General features: G+C 56.5%; 18 protein-coding genes. 9 read left to right on the plus strand and 9 right to left on the minus strand.

Translation table 11 applies throughout. From position 1 onward, the window contains the following. The first annotated feature begins 209 nt into the window (after nucleotides 1-209). Entirely contained in the window at nucleotides 210-485 is a 276-nt protein-coding gene (gene ychH, locus IBT54_RS17555) for a stress-induced protein YchH (protein ID WP_013357614.1), read from the plus strand. On the opposite strand, the gene IBT54_RS17560 is transcribed toward ychH, so the two are convergent. The 4 genes from IBT54_RS17560 to lolB all read right to left on the minus strand — a co-directional run bounded on the left by IBT54_RS17560 (nucleotide 482) and on the right by lolB (nucleotide 4,406). Further along, the gene (locus tag IBT54_RS17560) at nucleotides 482-1,633 is read right to left on the minus strand and encodes a GGDEF domain-containing protein (RefSeq protein ID WP_201252587.1); all 1,152 of its coding nucleotides are present in this window, start codon (nucleotides 1,631-1,633) and stop codon (nucleotides 482-484) included. The genes ychH and IBT54_RS17560 overlap by 4 nt on opposite strands. A gap of 211 nt (nucleotides 1,634-1,844) precedes the next feature. Continuing rightward, entirely contained in the window at nucleotides 1,845-2,792 is a 948-nt protein-coding gene (gene prs, locus IBT54_RS17565; RefSeq protein ID WP_003850825.1) for a ribose-phosphate diphosphokinase, read from the minus strand. Between the two features lie 136 nt (nucleotides 2,793-2,928). After that, a complete protein-coding gene (gene ispE, locus IBT54_RS17570; protein ID WP_095707307.1) occupies nucleotides 2,929-3,786 on the minus strand; it encodes a 4-(cytidine 5'-diphospho)-2-C-methyl-D-erythritol kinase in 858 nt (285 codons plus the stop codon). Next, nucleotides 3,783-4,406: a lipoprotein insertase outer membrane protein LolB gene (gene lolB, locus IBT54_RS17575; RefSeq protein WP_033782873.1), complete on the minus strand. Its 624-nt coding sequence runs from the start codon at nucleotides 4,404-4,406 to the stop codon at nucleotides 3,783-3,785. Before lolB ends, ispE begins: the two co-directional genes overlap by 4 nt. A gap of 216 nt (nucleotides 4,407-4,622) precedes the next feature. Here lolB and hemA point away from each other — a divergent pair, with 216 nt between their 5' ends. The 6 genes from hemA to kdsA are packed head-to-tail and all read left to right on the plus strand — an operon-like array spanning nucleotide 4,623 to nucleotide 9,945. Next, the gene (hemA, locus tag IBT54_RS17580; protein WP_013357619.1) at nucleotides 4,623-5,879 is read left to right on the plus strand and encodes a glutamyl-tRNA reductase; all 1,257 of its coding nucleotides are present in this window, start codon (nucleotides 4,623-4,625) and stop codon (nucleotides 5,877-5,879) included. Nucleotides 5,880-5,922: 43 nt separating this feature from the next. Further along, nucleotides 5,923-7,005 (plus strand): peptide chain release factor 1, encoded by a 1,083-nt coding sequence (gene prfA, locus IBT54_RS17585; RefSeq protein WP_013357620.1) that lies wholly within the window; start codon nucleotides 5,923-5,925, stop codon nucleotides 7,003-7,005. Continuing rightward, nucleotides 7,005-7,838 (plus strand): peptide chain release factor N(5)-glutamine methyltransferase, encoded by an 834-nt coding sequence (gene prmC / locus IBT54_RS17590; protein ID WP_201252588.1) that lies wholly within the window; start codon nucleotides 7,005-7,007, stop codon nucleotides 7,836-7,838. Before prfA ends, prmC begins: the two co-directional genes overlap by 1 nt. Nucleotides 7,839-7,861: 23 nt before the next feature. Continuing rightward, nucleotides 7,862-8,254, plus strand: a complete 393-nt coding sequence (locus IBT54_RS17595) for a SirB2 family protein (RefSeq protein ID WP_147788616.1) — start codon at nucleotides 7,862-7,864, stop codon at nucleotides 8,252-8,254. Nucleotide 8,255: 1 nt separating this feature from the next. Further along, on the plus strand, nucleotides 8,256-9,065 hold the full coding sequence (sirB1, locus tag IBT54_RS17600) for an invasion regulator SirB1 (protein WP_147788272.1): 810 nt from the start codon (nucleotides 8,256-8,258) through the stop codon (nucleotides 9,063-9,065). Between the two features lie 25 nt (nucleotides 9,066-9,090). Then, complete coding sequence (gene kdsA, locus IBT54_RS17605) at nucleotides 9,091-9,945, plus strand: 3-deoxy-8-phosphooctulonate synthase (protein WP_013357624.1); 855 nt, start codon at nucleotides 9,091-9,093, stop codon at nucleotides 9,943-9,945. Nucleotides 9,946-10,005: 60 nt separating this feature from the next. On the opposite strand, the gene chaA is transcribed toward kdsA, so the two are convergent. Then, the gene (gene chaA, locus IBT54_RS17610; protein ID WP_013357625.1) at nucleotides 10,006-11,097 is read right to left on the minus strand and encodes a sodium-potassium/proton antiporter ChaA; all 1,092 of its coding nucleotides are present in this window, start codon (nucleotides 11,095-11,097) and stop codon (nucleotides 10,006-10,008) included. A 373-nt stretch (nucleotides 11,098-11,470) separates the two neighbouring features. Here chaA and chaB point away from each other — a divergent pair, with 373 nt between their 5' ends. Further along, nucleotides 11,471-11,701 carry a putative cation transport regulator ChaB gene (gene chaB, locus IBT54_RS17615; protein WP_201252589.1) on the plus strand — a complete coding sequence of 77 codons (231 nt, stop codon included), beginning with the start codon at nucleotides 11,471-11,473 and terminating at the stop codon, nucleotides 11,699-11,701. 225 nt (nucleotides 11,702-11,926) lie between these two features. Continuing rightward, complete coding sequence (locus IBT54_RS17620; protein ID WP_167493432.1) at nucleotides 11,927-12,601, plus strand: gamma-glutamylcyclotransferase; 675 nt, start codon at nucleotides 11,927-11,929, stop codon at nucleotides 12,599-12,601. A 63-nt stretch (nucleotides 12,602-12,664) separates the two neighbouring features. On the opposite strand, the gene IBT54_RS17625 is transcribed toward IBT54_RS17620, so the two are convergent. Genes IBT54_RS17625 through tagH form a run of 4 tightly spaced genes read right to left on the minus strand, consistent with a single transcriptional unit; the run spans nucleotide 12,665 to nucleotide 17,014 of the window. Further along, complete coding sequence (locus tag IBT54_RS17625) at nucleotides 12,665-14,092, minus strand: serine/threonine-protein kinase (RefSeq protein ID WP_013357629.1); 1,428 nt, start codon at nucleotides 14,090-14,092, stop codon at nucleotides 12,665-12,667. A gap of 44 nt (nucleotides 14,093-14,136) precedes the next feature. After that, on the minus strand, nucleotides 14,137-15,090 hold the full coding sequence (locus IBT54_RS17630; protein WP_013357630.1) for a hypothetical protein: 954 nt from the start codon (nucleotides 15,088-15,090) through the stop codon (nucleotides 14,137-14,139). A 14-nt stretch (nucleotides 15,091-15,104) separates the two neighbouring features. After that, nucleotides 15,105-15,881, minus strand: coding sequence for a PP2C family serine/threonine-protein phosphatase (locus IBT54_RS17635; protein ID WP_013357631.1), 777 nt, complete (start codon nucleotides 15,879-15,881; stop codon nucleotides 15,105-15,107). Continuing rightward, nucleotides 15,878-17,014 carry a type VI secretion system-associated FHA domain protein TagH gene (gene tagH / locus IBT54_RS17640; protein ID WP_135909078.1) on the minus strand — a complete coding sequence of 379 codons (1,137 nt, stop codon included), beginning with the start codon at nucleotides 17,012-17,014 and terminating at the stop codon, nucleotides 15,878-15,880. Before tagH ends, IBT54_RS17635 begins: the two co-directional genes overlap by 4 nt. Between the last annotated feature and the right edge of the window lie 22 nt (nucleotides 17,015-17,036).

Consider the following 17,036-nt stretch of genomic DNA (forward strand, 5'->3'; position numbering starts at 1 on the left):
CACAGGCGAGATGACAAAGCACAAGCATTGAAATGGTTCAGAACGGTGATTAATCATTTTCTATCTAAATCAACAGGCTGCATTCAGGGCCAGGTCATTCTTTATAGCTGATGTGTGATCCAGTCCGCAACGTGGACCCCAGCCATTGCCTAAACTTATGGCACTTAACATTGTGTGCGGTTATTAACTCATATGGATGGAGGTGCAGCATGAAACATCAACACTGCCGCGTAGCGGGTAACAGCTTGATGGTACTGGGATTAGTCACAATGGTGCTGGGTGTTGGGTTTTCAATCATGAACCAGCTGCCGTCACTCGATTTGCCGCAGTTTCTGGCGCAGGGCGCGATTCTGAGCATCTTTATTGGCGCACTGATGTGGCTGGTGGGCGCGCGTATCAGTGGCCGTGAAAAAATTGAAGATCGCTATTACTGGCTGCGTCACTATGACAAGCGCTGCCGCCGGTCACACAATTCCCACCACTAACTGATGGCTGCCGGGACCGGATGCTGCGCTGTGCAGTTCCGGCCACTGGCTTTGGCGTGATAGAGCGCCGCATCAGCAAGCGCCAGTAAACTCTCAAAATCCTGCTGGCCGTGCGTGACCGTGGCAAAGCCAATGCTGACCGACCAGGCAATTTCATTGGGTTGCGACGCACAGACTGCCAGCCGGATCGCCTCACACCACGCCTCTGCATCCCGTGCTTCAGCCGGAATGATGGCCGCAAACTCTTCGCCGCCCAGTCGTGCAAAACGCCCCTCAGCCGGTATCAATCCTCTGACAATTTCGCAAAAGTGAATCAAAATCTGGTCGCCCTGATGATGGCCATACCGATCGTTGATGCTTTTAAAATGATCGAGGTCGAACAGTATCGCGCTGAACGGCCGGTTCTGACGGCGGCAGCGCGCCACTATTTTCTCCGCTTCAGCAAATAGGGCGCGGCGATTCCAGACGCTGGTCAGCGGATCGTGCAGGGAAGTGTGTTTTAACGCGAGCTGCATCCGCTCATTTACCATGGCCAGAATGGTAAACGTCAGGCCGATGACAAACAGAATGGATTCCAGAATCACGTAAACCGAGAAGTCCGATCCGCCAATCGCCCCAGGTTGTGTACTGGGAATGGCGCTATCCAGAAACAGGCGCGCCAGATGAAACAGCAGGTGGATCCACAACAGCAACTGGGCAGGCCAGAAAGTGGCTTTCAGCGTGTCACGCGCCTGCCAGACCAGCTGGATCAGTGCGGCAGTATAAGCAACGCAGGCGATACACAATACCAGTACCCGTTTGGGTAAGCTGTAATAAAACGCCGGAAAGCAGCAGAGGAGTGCCCAGAGCAGAGCACCCAGTAGCCAGTGCGTGCCGATAGGTTTACCGCAGAAGCGCCGGAACGCATTTAATAATCCGCCATAAGCGAGCATCACTAACACATTGCCCACTGCAACCGGCAGAAAATGCAGGCCGCTGCTGCGCAGACTGCTTAAGAATACGGCAATCAGGGTGAAAATCAGTGACAGGCAGGTGAAGCCAAGAACGCGGTCATAGTGCGACCCCACCCAGGCAAAAACCATAATGATGCTCAGAAACCCCAGTACATAGAGCTCGCAGACAAACAATGTGTAGATATCGAGGCTCATGGTGGCTGAATTCTGATGGGAAATGCGCAGCAAATTACCACTTAACGCTTAACGGCAGAAGCGGGGGAACATCGCGTTTTAGTAAAAGAGTGGGTGGCGTTGAAAATAGGGGATTAAAAGGAAATTTATCGGGGAAAAGTCAGAAAAAAGAGCGCGTTAATCCAGACGGCAGAGATAAAAAAACCGGGCACAGGGCCCGGTTCCGCGAAGATTAATGCTCGAACATCGCCGAGATCGATTCTTCGTTACTGATGCGGCGAATCGCTTCGGCCAGCATGCCAGATAAGGTCAGCGTGCGCACATTCGGCAGTGACTTAATCTCGTCAGAAAGCGGGATGGTATCGCAGACGATGACCTGGTCGAGTACAGATTTACGCAGGTTTTCAACCGCATTGCCGGAGAAGATCGGGTGCGTCGCGTAAGCAAATACGCGTTTGGCACCCCGTTCTTTCAGCGCTTCAGCCGCTTTGCACAGCGTGCCGCCGGTGTCGATCATATCGTCGACCAGCACGCAGTCGCGGCCAGCAACGTCACCGATAATGTGCATCACCTGAGAAACGTTCGCGCGAGGGCGGCGTTTATCGATGATAGCCATATCGGTGTCGTTCAGCAGTTTAGCGATAGCACGGGCACGTACTACGCCACCAATATCGGGAGAAACAACAATCGGGTTTTCCAGACCGATCTGCATCATATCTTCCAGCAGGATCGGGCTGCCAAATACGTTATCAACCGGGACGTCGAAGAAGCCCTGGATCTGCTCGGCGTGCAGGTCAACCGTAAGAACACGGTCAACACCGACGCTGGAAAGGAAGTCTGCCACTACTTTAGCGGTGATAGGCACACGCGCGGAACGCACGCGGCGGTCCTGACGGGCATAACCAAAGTAGGGGATGACTGCGGTAATACGACCAGCAGAAGCACGACGCAGCGCGTCGACCATCACAACCAGTTCCATCAGATTATCGTTGGTGGGAGCACAGGTGGACTGGATGATGAAAATATCACCACCGCGTACATTTTCATTAATCTGTACGCTCACTTCACCATCACTGAAACGGCCAACAGCGGCGTCTCCCAGGCTGGTGTAAAGGCGATTGGCAATACGTTGTGCTAGTTCCGGGGTGGCGTTACCAGCAAATAGCTTCATATCAGGCACGAGAAGAACCTCAGGCTTTGCGTCCAGAGAATGAACGGCATGACTGTAACCGGCGCGTACGGTCATAGACGTTCACACGGGTGTGTTAATGCGAAACGTGCAGTGTCTGGAACGGGGTGACACTGTCACGCATTCGCTAATCGCCTCGCAGGGTACGCTGTAACGGCGAGACATTAACGCCCCGGGCTACAAATCCGCGTACCCCATTCGGGGCAAGCTCCAGCACCTGGCGGGCGGCGGACTCGGTGTCAAATTCAGCAAACACACAAGCGCCTGTGCCAGTCAGGCGTGACGGCGCGTATTCTAGCAGCCAGGAAACAAGCGCATCAACCTCACGAAAACGTTTTCTTACCACTGCTTCACAATCATTGGTGAAGGGTAAGGCTAAAAGCGTCGATAAACTGCGCGATGGCGTATCCCGCGTCAGCCCGGGGTCGTTGAATACCACGGGTGTGCTGATGTTCACACCGGGATGGGCGACAAGATACCACTTTTCTTCCGGCGCTGCGGGCTGAAGTTGTTCACCCACGCCCTCTGCAAAGGCCGCAAAGCCATGCACAAAGACCGGTACATCCGCGCCCAGCTTCACGCCGATTTCCGCCAGCTCATCCGGTGTGAAGCCGGTTTGCCACAGATGATTCAGCGCCACCAGCACGGTCGCCGCATCAGAAGAGCCACCACCGATGCCGCCGCCCATAGGCAGCCTTTTCTCGATAGCAATCTGCGCACCTGCGCGTGCGGGCAGGCGATGGTTGTCCTGTGCCGCCTGTTTCAGCATGGTCGCGGCGCGCACAATCAGGTTGTCCGCATCCGCGACGCCCGGCACCGGCGTTAACAGCTGAACAGAATCGCTGTCATCGACGCTAATCTGCAGTTCATCACCGTAGTCGAGAAACTGAAACAGCGTCTGCAGGTTGTGATAGCCGTCGGGACGACGGCCAGTGATGTAGAGAAAAAGATTCAGTTTTGCCGGGGCAGGCCAGTGGGTGATCATTGAACGGTCCAGCCGTCCATACGCAGTTTAATCCGCTGGTCACCCTCTTTCAGCTCCAGGCTTGACGGCAGCGGCGGGGTAACCTTGCTGTCGTAGCCCGCAATCGAAACCTGCCAGTTCTGACCGTCGCGGCTGTAGTTGAGGCTGCTCAGCTGATAGCTATCGTTAAGCTTATAATCCGTGGCATCGCCCGGCAGACCCATCATCCACTGACGCAGATTCGCCAAAGGAATGTTCATGCCGGTCAGCTGTGAGATCATTTTCTGCGCATCGTTGCTGACGTAGCGCTTGCCTTTGTTATCGACGATCTGCACCACTGAGCCCTGCGCATCAAGCTGCAGTTCGGTGCTGCCGAGCGGATTGGTCAGCAGCAGGCGATAGCGATCGGGCGCGGTCTGTTGCCAGTTGAAGCGGGCGTAGACTTTCTGCTTGTCAGAGAGGTAGGCAAAGGCGCCGCGGGTCTGGTAGTGCGTGACCTTTGAGACCGCCTGCTGATGCTGTTGCCACTGTGGCGCGGTAACGCTGGGGCCGGGACCTTGCGGTTTGTTGACGCTACAGGCCGCCAGCAGCACGCTGGCAAGGGGCAAAAGGCGCAACAGATTGCGTGGTGAATTAAGCATCAAGTGGTCATCTCCTCGGACACATTTATTATTCGTAACGGATAACGCTAACCGTCCCGGTTTTAACCGTCAATGCTGTTATGCAGCAAATTGAGCACGAACAGGTTAATCTTATTACAGTCATAGCCTTTGTATGGCTTTTCTTGATCTGCCGCATCTTGTAGAATGCGCCTCACAAAACCCTGACATTATTGGGACATCCCAACCAAAACCGCCATGACGCTGCTCGCTCTCGGAATCAACCACAAGACTGCCCCCATTGCTCTGCGCGAACGCGTTTCGTTCGGGCCGGAGACGCTTGAGCAGGCGCTGAACAGCCTGTTATCACAGCCAATGGTGCAGAGCGGCGTGGTGTTGTCCACCTGTAACCGGACGGAACTCTACCTGAGTGTAGAGCAGCAGGCCGATTTACAGGCGCGTCTGGTGAGCTGGTTATGCAATTATCATCAGCTGGATGAAGAGGATGTACGCAACAGCCTCTACTGGCATCAGGATAATGAGGCGGTCAGCCACCTGATGCGCGTCGCCAGCGGACTTGATTCACTGGTGCTGGGCGAACCTCAGATCCTCGGTCAGGTAAAAAAAGCGTTTGCCGACTCCTCACGTGGTCATGCGCTGAGCAGTGAACTGGAACGCATGTTCCAGAAAACCTTCTCTGTCGCCAAACGCGTGCGCACGGAAACCGATATCGGTGCCAACGCGGTGTCAGTGGCCTTTGCCGCCTGTACGCTGGCCCGTCAGATCTTCGAATCCCTCTCCTCCGTTAATGTGCTGCTGGTTGGCGCGGGTGAAACCATTGAGCTGGTGGCACGTCATCTGCGTGAACATCAGGTCAAAAATCTGATCATTGCCAACCGCACCCGCGAGCGTGCCGAAGCGCTGGCGTCGGAAGTTGGGGCAGAGGTGATTACGCTGGCGGAGATCGATGCCCGCCTGGCCGAAGCCGACATTATTATCTCCTCAACCTCCAGTCCGCTACCGATTATCGGCAAGGGGATGATGGAACGCGCTCTGAAAGCGCGACGTAACAAACCCATGCTGCTGGTCGATATTGCGGTGCCACGCGACGTGGAGCCGGAAGTCGGCGATCTGCCTAACGCCTATCTCTACAGCGTGGATGACCTGCAGGCGATCATCGAGCAGAACCTGGCGCAGCGCAAAGCGGCCGCGGTTCAGGCCGAAAGCATCGTGGTTCAGGAAAGCAGCGAGTTCATGGCGTGGCTGCGCTCACAGGGCGCGGTGAATACCATCCGTGAATATCGTTCTCAGGCGGAGGATATCCGTGCTGAGCTGGAAGGCCGTGCGCTGCAGGCGCTGCAGCAGGGTGCCGATCCGCAAAAAGTCATGCAGGAACTGGCGCACAAGCTGACCAACCGTTTAATACACGCTCCAACCAAATCACTTCAGCAGGCCGCCCGCGATGGCGATAATGAACGCCTGCAGATTTTACGCGACAGCCTGGGTCTCGATTAGGCGCACCGCTGTCGCCACCTGTTTACGGGAATCCCACATTTAAATGAAAACCTCTATAGTTGCCAAACTGGAAGCCCTGCAGGAGCGCCACGAAGAAGTGGAAGCGATGCTGGGCGATGCTGGCGTGATCGCCGATCAGGAGCGTTTCCGTGCGCTGTCACGCGAATATGCTCAACTGACCGATGTGACCCGTTGCTTCCGCGACTGGCAGCAGGTTCAGGAAGATATCGAAACGGCGCAGCAGATGCTCGACGATCCTGAAATGCGCGATATGGCGCAGGAAGAGTTGCAGGAAGCGCGTGAGAAGAGTGACGTGCTGGAACAGCAGTTACAGGTGCTGTTACTGCCGAAAGATCCCGACGATGAGCGCGCCTGTTTTATTGAAGTGCGCGCCGGAACGGGCGGTGATGAAGCCGCGATCTTCGCCGGCGATCTGTTCCGCATGTACAGCCGCTATGCCGAAGCGCGTCGCTGGCGGGTGGAGATCGTCAGCGCCAACGAAGGCGAGCATGGCGGTTACAAAGAAGTGATTGCCCGCGTCACCGGCGACGGTGCCTATGGCCGCATGAAGTTCGAATCAGGCGGACACCGCGTGCAGCGCGTGCCGGAGACCGAATCACAGGGCCGTATTCATACTTCAGCCTGCACCGTTGCCGTGATGCCGGAAATTCCGGAAGCGGAACTGCCGGAAATCAACGCTGGCGATCTGAAGATCGACACCTTCCGCTCATCCGGCGCAGGCGGTCAGCACGTAAACACCACCGACTCCGCGATCCGTATTACCCACCTGCCAACCGGCATCGTGGTGGAGTGTCAGGACGAACGTTCACAGCATAAAAACAAAGCCAAAGCGCTGGCGGTGCTGGGTTCCCGTATTCACGCGGCAGAGATGGCCCGCCGTCACGCCGCCGAAGCCAGTACCCGCCGCAACCTGCTGGGCAGCGGCGATCGTTCTGACCGTAACCGTACCTATAACTTCCCGCAGGGCCGCGTGACTGACCACCGCATCAACCTGACAATCTACCGTCTGGACGAAGTGATGGAAGGCAAACTCGACAGCCTGATTGAGCCGATTGTGCAGGAGTACCAGGCGGATCAGCTGGCAGCGCTGGCTGGTCAGGACTAATGGATATTCGTCACTGGCTGAAACAGGCTGTCGCCACGCTGTGCGGGGGTGACAGTCCGAAGCGTGACGCAGAGATCCTGTTGGGTTTCGTGACCGGCAAATCGCGCAGCTGGTTAATTGCCTTTGATGAAACGGCGCTCAGCGATGCGCAACTCGCCCAGCTGGACAGCCTGCTGGCGCGACGTGCCCGGGGTGAACCGGTGGCGCATCTGGTAGGCGAGCGTGAGTTCTGGTCGCTGCCGTTACGTGTCAGTGACGCCACGCTGATCCCGCGCCCGGATACCGAACTGCTGGTTGAGCAGGCGCTGGCGCATCTGCCCGCGACTCCCTCGACCATTCTGGATATGGGCACCGGCACCGGGGCGATTGCGCTGGCGCTGGCCAGCGAGCGGCCCGACTGTCAGGTGACCGGCGTGGATCGCATTGAAGCCGCCGTTGAGCTGGCAGGCAGCAATGCAGAACAGCTCAACCTCTCTAATACCACCTTTCTGCTCAGTCACTGGTTTCAGGCGCTGACGCCGCAGCACTTTACGCTCATCGTCAGCAATCCACCCTATATTGATGCCAGCGACACACATCTGGAGCAGGGCGACGTGCGTTTCGAACCGCGCAGCGCACTGGTGGCGGATGAAGCGGGGCTGGCCGATCTGCGCACGCTGATTGAGCAGGCGCCCGCGTGGCTGCTGCCGGGTGGCTGGCTGCTGCTGGAACATGGCTGGCAGCAGGGTGAGGCGGTGGCCACGCTGATGCAGAATAATGGCTATCACGCCGTTGAAACCATCAGGGATTACGGCGGTAATCCGCGTGTGACGCTGGGTCAGTTCCCTTCATAAAAGCGCTTTGAAAAGGATTCATGATGTTTGCTTTTTATCCCCTGATTAAAAATCTGCATATCTTAACGGTCGTGCTGACCGTGACGCTGTTCCTGCTGCGGTTTTACTGGCTGCGCCGTGGTTCGGCGATGATGACAAAACGCTGGGTCCGCATTCTGCCGCACGTTAACGATACCCTGTTACTGGCGACCGGCGTCCTGCTGGTGGTGATTACCCACTTCTATCCCTTCACGCCACAAGGAAGCTGGCTGACGGAGAAGCTTTTAGCGGTTATCATCTACATCGCCTTAGGATTTGTGGCATTGAGTCGCCGTCCACGCACTGATCGCACCCGCTGGATCGCTTTTCTGGTGGCGTTAATCGCCCTGGTGACCATCATTACGCTGGCGCTGACCAAAATGCCGTTATGGGGATAGCATGACCTCGATCGAACAATTAGATTTCAGCCAGACACCGCTGTGTGAAGCGGTGATTGGTGCCACGCTTGCCATCCGCGCCGATTTCCCGGCGGTGTCGGTGGAAGCGCAGCTTGCGGCGTTAGTCGCCGAAGCGCGTGACTATGTCAGCGACATCGAAGATGCTGACATGCAGCTGGAAAAGCTGCTGGAGCTGTTCTATCGCCAGTGGGGATTTTGCGGCGCCAGCGGCGTCTACAAACTTTCTGATGCGCTCTGGATCGACAATGTATTAAAGACCCGTCAGGGCACCGCCGTGTCACTGGGCGTGATTCTGCTGCACATCGCAGCCGAGCTGGAACTGCCGCTGATGCCGGTGATCTTCCCGACGCAGCTGATTCTGCGCGCCGACTGGATTGATGGCGATAAGTGGATGATTAACCCGTTCAATGGCGAAACCCTTGACCGGCATACGCTGGAAGTGTGGCTGAAAGGCAATATCAGCCCCACCGCGCGTCTGTATGACGATGATCTCGACGAAGCCAAAACCGTCACCGTGATGCGCAAGATGCTCGACACGCTGAAAGCGGCGTTGATGGAAGAGCAGAAGATGGAGCTGGCGCTGAACGTCAGTCAGGTGCTGTTGCGTATCGATCCGGATGATCCCTATGAAATCCGCGATCGCGGTTTGATCTACGCGCAGCTGGAGTGCGAACATATCGCCCTGAGTGATTTAAACTATTTCGTTGAGCAGTGTCCTGAAGACCCGGTCAGCGAAATGATCAAAGTTCAGATTCACGCAATCGAACAAAAACAGGTCACGCTGCACTAAGCGGACCCACTGAAAAGGAAAGGGCATGACACAGAAAGTCGTGAGTATTGGCGATATCAACGTTGCAAACGATCTGCCATTTGTTCTGTTTGGCGGGATGAACGTGCTGGAGTCGCGCGAGCTGGCGATGCGCATCTGCGAGCACTACGTCACCGTGACAAATAAACTCGGTATTCCTTACGTGTTTAAGGCGTCGTTTGATAAAGCGAACCGCTCCTCTATTCACTCTTACCGTGGCCCAGGCCTGGAAGAGGGGATGAAGATTTTCCAGGAGCTGAAGCAGACGTTTGGCGTGAAGATTATCACTGATGTCCATGAAGCGGCACAGGCGCAGCCCGTCTCCGAAGTGGTTGATGTGATCCAGCTGCCGGCCTTCCTGGCGCGTCAGACTGACCTGGTGGAAGCGATGGCGAAAACCGGTGCGGTCATCAACGTGAAGAAGCCACAGTTCGTCAGCCCGGGTCAGATGGGTAACATCGTGGATAAGTTCGCGGAAGGCGGCAACGAGCAGGTTATCCTGTGCGATCGCGGCAGCAACTTTGGCTACGACAATCTGGTTGTCGACATGCTCGGCTTTAACGTGATGAAAAAAGTCACCAAAAACAGCCCGGTAATTTTCGACGTGACCCATGCGCTGCAGACGCGCGATCCGTTTGGCGCAGCATCCGGCGGTCGTCGTGCGCAGGTGGCAGAGCTGGCGCGTGCCGGTATGGCGGTCGGCATTGCCGGTCTGTTTATCGAAGCGCACCCGGATCCGGAGCATGCCCTGTGTGATGGCCCATCCGCGCTGCCGCTGGATAAGCTTGAGCCGTTCCTGGTGCAGATGAAAGCGATTGACGATCTGGTGAAGAGCTTCCCGGAACTCGATACCAGCAAGTAAGTTTTCTGCAAAAAAAAGAGCGAATAATCGCTCTTTTTTTTCGCCTGAAATTCGGTGACGTTACAGCATGATGGTCATCAGATAGCCAATAAACAGCGCCAGATGCGCAGCACCGTTCAGAACATTGGTGCGGCCGGTTGAGAAGGAGATCTGACAGAGGATCAGCGATGCCATCATAATCACCATCTGCGGCGGCTCCAGCCCGAATATCAGCTCCTGTCCGGTCAGCGTGGCGATAATGGTCACCGCAGGCACCGTCAGGGAGATGGTCGCCAGCACCGAACCAAAGAACAGGTTCATGGCGCGCTGCACCTGATTCATCAGTACCGCCTTAATCGCGCCCAGGCCTTCAGGGGAGAGGATCAGCAGGGCCACCAGGAAACCGGTGAACTGTGCCGGTGCATTCATCTCCGTCAGCAGGCTTTCCAGCGTGTTGGCGTTCATTTTGGTCACGGCAATAACGGCAATCAGATGCACAATCAGCCAGACGGTGTGCCAGACGCTGCTGTGCGCCGACGGCTTACCATGGTGCGGATCACCATCATCGCTATCATCTTCATGCTCATAGACAAACAGGCTCTGATGCGTTTTGGTCTGAATCAGCAGGAAAACGCCATACATCGCCGCGGAAATTGCCGCAATCAGCAGCGCCTGAGTTACCGAGAAATTTCCGCCCGGCAGCGCGTTGGGAAACACCAGCACCAGAATCGCCAGCGGAAAGATAGCGATGAGATATTGCTTCACGCCCGCCAGATTAACGTACTGCGTCGCAAATTTGTTACCGCCCAGCAGCAGCGCAAAACCCACCAGACCGCCGGTCACAATCATCACTATCGAATAAAGCGTATCGCGCATCAGTCCCGGTGCGGCATCGCCGGTCGCCATCAGCGCTGAGATCAGGCTCACTTCCAGAATCACCACTGACAGACTCAGGATCAGCGAGCCATAAGGCTCACCCAGTCGGTGCGCCAGCACGTCAGCGTGACGCACAACGCTGAATGCGCTGCTCAGAATGGCAACCAGCGCCAGTAAGTTAATACCGACTACGACCGGAAATGAAGTATTTGCACCAAAAAAATAGAGTATACCCAGCGTGATAATGGGAAATATCAGCGAGAATTCCTTGTGACGTGTTTTTTCATGTGAAGGCATTCACCATCCTCTCTGGTTAATGATTATCCGGACGCAGCGGATGCTGTTGTTAGAAATATAATCAGTTTTAAGGCAGGGCGCAGTTTATCTTTTCACCGGCCCGGGTGGGAAAAATTTACTGCTTTTTACTTAAATGCAATAAAGTGCCGAAGGGGTATTAACCTGATATTATCTCAAATATTGCAATAGTAATCAGTCTACAACAATTATGACTTATGCACCTATGTGGTCTCATTCTGCCGGGAAATCGGCTTATCATTATGATTTGCAGGGTCAGCACCTGATTTTTCATCTGAAGTGCTAATAAGTCGCTGTTTGTATTTTTGCTGGCCTGCGCCAGGCTTAGTGTGAATCCATAAACTGAGGAGCCGTTATGCCTTACGCTAACCGAGCCGACTTACCTGACAATGTAAAACATGTGCTTCCTGCGCACGCGCAGGATATCTATCAGCAGGCCTTTAACAGCGCATGGGATAAGTATAAAGAGGCTAAAGATCGCCGCGGCGATGATTCACGGGAAGAGGTCGCGCATAAAGTCGCCTGGGCCGCCGTGAAGAAAGAGTACGAAAAAGGCGATGATGATAAGTGGCACCCTAAACGTTAACCCGGCGGCTAGCCGGTTTGCGGTAAAGGGCCAGGAGTATCTGGACCTTTTTTTTGCCTGTGCTATCAGGTTTATCTGGTTTTTTTTAACCTGCGACCGGAATCACGCTTGAAACCCCGCGCGTAAATAGATTAATGTCAATTTGATGATCGAAACGCAGTGCTGTTTTGGCGTCATGTTACAGGAGCCATTCTGCAGGACGCTGTTGAAGTCGAGGAGGTCGCATTGCTTACCCGGGAATTTCTGTTAAAAGCGGATTGTAAGACGTCATTCGGGGATATCGATGAGACGCTGCTCTGGAGTTGCGAGCAGCGCGCGGCTTCGCTGGCAGCCACGCTGGCCTGCCGTCCCGATCACAGCCCGGTCTGGATCTTTGGCTACGGCTCGCTGATGTGGAACCCGATTTTTGAGGCGGACGAAGTCGCGTCCGGTTCGCTGGAAGGCTGGCATCGCGCTTTCTGTCTGCGGCTGATTGCCGGACGTGGCACCGCCACGCATCCTGGCCGCATGCTGGCGCTGAAGCAGGGTGGCCGCACGACGGGACTGGCATTTCGTCTGCCGGAAGCGCGGTTACATGAAGAGCTGGCGCTGCTGTGGAAGCGGGAGATGATCACCGGCTGTTATTTACCGACATGGTGTGAGTTACAGCTGGAGGATGGCCGCAGCGTCACTGCGCTGACCTTTATTATGGACCCGCGCCATCCGCTCTATGAATCGGACTCCTGCCCTGAGGCGATTGCGCCTTTAATTGCCGCAGCAAGTGGCCCGCTGGGATCGAATGCACAGTATCTGTTTGCGCTGGAAGAAGAACTGACCCGGCGCGGCATGGAAGAAGAGAGTCTGAGCCGGCTGGCGCATCAGGTGAGGACGTTACAGCAATCCTGCCTCAGGCAGGCCTGAGCAGGGCCGGCCGCAAAGAAAAGGGCGCGACAATGTCGCGCCCTTTTACGATCGATCCGGGGATTAGTTACCCGGATTAATCAGCCAGGTGCCCGGCTTATCAATCGTCAGGGACTGCGTGTGCATCTCACTGCCATTCTTCACGTCAATTTTATACTGTCCTGCCGCCAGATTCAGCGCGGCAAAGCCGCTGCTGCCGGGTTTAACCTCAACCGGCTGTCCATTCAGCACCACGCTTTCACCGCTTTCCAGCTTAAGATAAACCGTCGCCAGGGCAGCAGGCACGGCGGCTGGCGGCGGAGCTGATGCGGGTGCCTGCGTCGCGGCTGCCAGGTTGTTAACGACATCCGGTGTGGCACTGTGGCGATTAGCCAGCCAGACGGTGACGACCACGGCCAGAAGCGCCACGGCAGCCAGCCCTGGTAAGCCTGGCGACAGCCGCCGCACCGTGCGCGGCGTTACCGGCTCCGCTGACGCCGCAGCGTGATTCATCGCCATCACGACCGGCGGGGCCGCTTCAACCGGCTCCTCGACGGGCAGCGCAGGCGACTCGCCCGGTACCGGGAAGCTGTTGACCACGGCTTCCACATCACTGACCGGCAGATCAATCAGCGCCGCAAAGGCGTCAATCGTTTGCGGACGATCGCCGGGTTTCATAGCCAGCGCGCAGTCAATGGCATGCAGCAGCGGCAGCGAGTAGCCTTCAGGCTGACGTTCCACCAGCGGCTGATAATTATCTTCAATACAGCGCACCACACTGACTGGCGGTGGATTACCGGTAATCAGGCTGTGCAGCACCGCGCCCAGCGCGTAAATATCGGTCCACGGTCCCTGTTCGACTTCGCCTTCTTCGCTGTACTGCTCAATCGGCGCAAAGCCCGGTTTAAGCATGATTTCGGTTTCGTCAGAGAGGTTGCCAATCTCTTTACGCGCCGAGCCGAAGTCCAGCAGCACCGGCAGCTGGTTTTCCTGAATCTGGATATTATCGAGCGAGATGTCGCGATGCAGATAGCCGGCCTGATGGATGGTGCTGATAGCTCCCAGCAGCGGCGGCAGCAGGCGGCGGATCCAGGCTTCAGAGATCGAGGCCGGGCTGGTCAGTTGCCACTCTTTCAGCGTCATCCCGCTGTAGTAAAGCGTGCCCATATAGGCGGTGCCGTTCTGCTCCCAGAAGCGCAGCACGTGCAGCAGACCGGGATGATTGAAGCGGGCCAGCAGACGCGCTTCCTGAATAAAGCTGGTCAGCCCGGCATTAAACAGCTTCTGGAAACGTTCACCGCGCAGCTCCAGCGTTAAGTCGGCGGCACGGACAGCCAGCGACACGGGCATATACTCTTTAATGGCAATAGTACGTTCAAGCTGGTGATCCCACGCGCGATAGACGATGCCGAAGCCGCCGCCTCCGATCACTTCCTTGATCTCAAATTCATTAAAACGGTATCCGTCAGGCAGGGCATTCGGAACGGTTTTCGGATTATCATTTGCCGACATAGTGAACTCTCTGTACACGGCCTGGTCGTCAGGCTGCGCGGTAATTAATTGATGTTACGCCAGGCACCAATGGCAGGATCAACCAGATCCGCGTGCAGGGTGTCGATGAGTAACACATTCACTTTTTGCTGTGGCATGAAATAGGGCGCCCACTGGCTGCGCAATGTATCGACTCGCGATTTCACAGCGTCAGCGTCCTGCTGCGCAGCATTCTTATCCATCTTTATTAACAGCGCACCATTGAAGCGCCAGACATGCTGCCTGGCATCAAAGGGCAGCACCAGCCAGCTATCCGGCGTATCCGGGCGTGTCACAATCATGCGCTGATTATTCGCGGCAATGACTTCCAGCTTGCTGTCCGGAATAGTCAGATTGGCGATGGGGTAACCCTGATAAAAGGTGACCGCAACTGGCGTCGGGTGATCCGCTGTCGCCAGCGTCAGTTCACTTTTGCCTTCTGCCCAGCCGTCAGGCGAGCACTGCTGCTTGCTGACATCCGGGATGAACAGGGTCCGCGCATTCTCATCCCAGGCGGTGCGGAAATGGCAGCCGCTGGGGAGATCAAAATGTTGCAGCGGCGTGCTGTTGGCGGGCCGTGACAGGTCGAGCGGGGCGGCATTGCTGTCACTCGCGCTGGCGGTTGCATCCGCCATCACAATCGGGCGCCAGTTCTGCAACTTGCTGGCGCTGCCGCTGGCCAGGACGCCACCTTCTTTATTGGTCATCTGCCAGGGCAGTTCGTCCAGTAAGCCGCACTGATTCGCGAGCAGGGTGCCCACGCGCGGTAAAAAGGTGGTCAGCACGGCCGAATCCTTGCTTTTGCCAGAGACGATACGCAGCGGCAGCGTCTCTTTACACCAGTCGTCAGGCGCTTTACTCACCACATTATCGATATAAACCTCCAGCGCCAGGCTGGGGGAGTAGACCACACGATAATTTTCAGCCTGGGCGTTAAAGGCAATCAGCAGAGTGATGATGCCGGGCAACCACAGTTTCATAAGGATCCTTGGAATCAAAAACGAGGCGGCAGAAAGCGCGCCGAATCAGCCAGTGAATAGAGCAGTGTTGCCTCCTCCGGCTCACCAATCCAGACCGCCAGTGCGCTGAGATTATCTTTCTTAACGTTGCGGCTTACCGCCTGTTCCATCAGAGCCAGCCACTCTTCGCAGGCATTCACCATGCGCAGCGCCTGTTCCATTTCACTACTGTTCAGATTCAGCCAGAAGCCATCGGTGCAGACCAGAAAAGCGTCCCCATCCTCCAGCGCAATCTCCTGCGAAAAGCTGACTAAGCGAGGCGGCTCAGCGCCGAGCGCATTATAGAGTAAATTACTGTTAATGCCGGTATTTTCATAGCCCGCTTCTTTCAGCTGCTGGGCCAGACTGTGGTCCCGGGTCACCTCGTGAAGCACGCCCCGCCGGAAGTGGTAAACCCGGCTGTCACCGGCATGCGCCCACCATGCACGCTGTTTCTGGCGGTCGATAAACAGGGCTGCCAGCGTGGTGCTCATGCGGGAATATTTCGGATTTTTACCCTGTGCCTCATGCAGCGCTAAGCGGCACTGTTCGATCGCCTGGTGGGTGATTTCCGGCGTAAAGTCGGTGTTCGCCTGTATCTGGCTTAGCAGCGTGTCGCGCACCAGCTGTGCCGCCATCTCGCCGCCGGGCAGCCCGGCCACGCCATCGCAGACCACAAAACAGGCTTTTCGCTCATCCAGCTCGGCACCTGTGCGATCCTGATTCTCATCGCGTAGCCCCTGCTGGCAGCGGCTGGCAAAAACGATTTTCATGCGTCGTCCACCCGCGTCTGAGAATCTTTATACTGATTCACTTCCATGTCGTAAGCATGAAGGAAAGCTTCGCCAAACAGCGTATGGAAATCATCTTCTATCTCACCGGCCGTACGCTGGTAATTACGCATGAAGTAGTCCCAGAGCGCCGCTTTCTTCGCGGTGGAAAATGGCAGTTTTGACACCAGGCCATCGGCGCGCGCCTGCTCTTCCAGCCGCTGCGGATTAAAGGATTGCAGCATCGCCGCAATAATGGCGCGAATTCCGGCAATCATGCCCAGCTGGTGGGCCTGCAGATCGACCAGCGCATCGCGCACTGCCTGCTCCGGCGGCATAAATCCGGGCATCTGGCTCTGATACATCTGCATCAGCACGGTTTTGCCGGAGGGCAGGATCTTGAACGGGTTGTTGGCCTCATTCAGAATCATGGTCATGTCCGCTTTCACGCCCCGTTTGAGAATGGAACGTGATGAGAGCAGCGCCACGGTGCCCTGAGAAAAGAGGCTCAGCATCCGGCCGGTAATGCGCATCTGCTCTTCGTCAACCGGCGTGGCGTGACCGTTGCTCAGTCCCATGCCGTCCAGCAGGGCGGCGATGAGCCGATCCTGATCCACCGGCTGTGCTGCCAGCGCCCGGCGCGGCTCACTGGCCTGCGGATCGATCGCCAGCCGCGCATCACTGTGCCGCTCATGACGTGAAGGCGGCACGTCGTTGACCAGCAGCCGATCCTCAACCTCATGATGTTCGTGAATGCCCAAAGGATTCGCGGGCCGGGCGCTGTCACCCGCAAACAGCGCCAGCGGATCGCTCTGCGCGTTCTGGCAGGCGGGATCGCGCACTTCCAGCGCATAATCACCGATGCGCAAGGCGTCGCCGTGCTTCAGCAGCACCTGCATGCCGCGACCCAGCGTAATGCCGTTATGCTCGACCGGCGTTACGCTGCCCTGGTTGGTCAGCCGGCACTCCCCGTCATGCGACAGGTGAACCAGCGCCTGTAGGCGCGAAATAGCCCGCGTCTCATCCGGCAGCACCAGATCGTTGTCCTGACTGCGGCCAATGGTGCCGCCAGGCGGTTGAAACGCGACGCTTCTGACCGGAACATCCGTAGTGCATTGCACGATGGTAAATTGCATGAGTTATCCCAGATTGAACGGC

Source organism: Pantoea sp. S62 (genome assembly GCF_016658625.1).
Lineage (GTDB): Bacteria > Pseudomonadota > Gammaproteobacteria > Enterobacterales > Enterobacteriaceae > Pantoea > Pantoea vagans.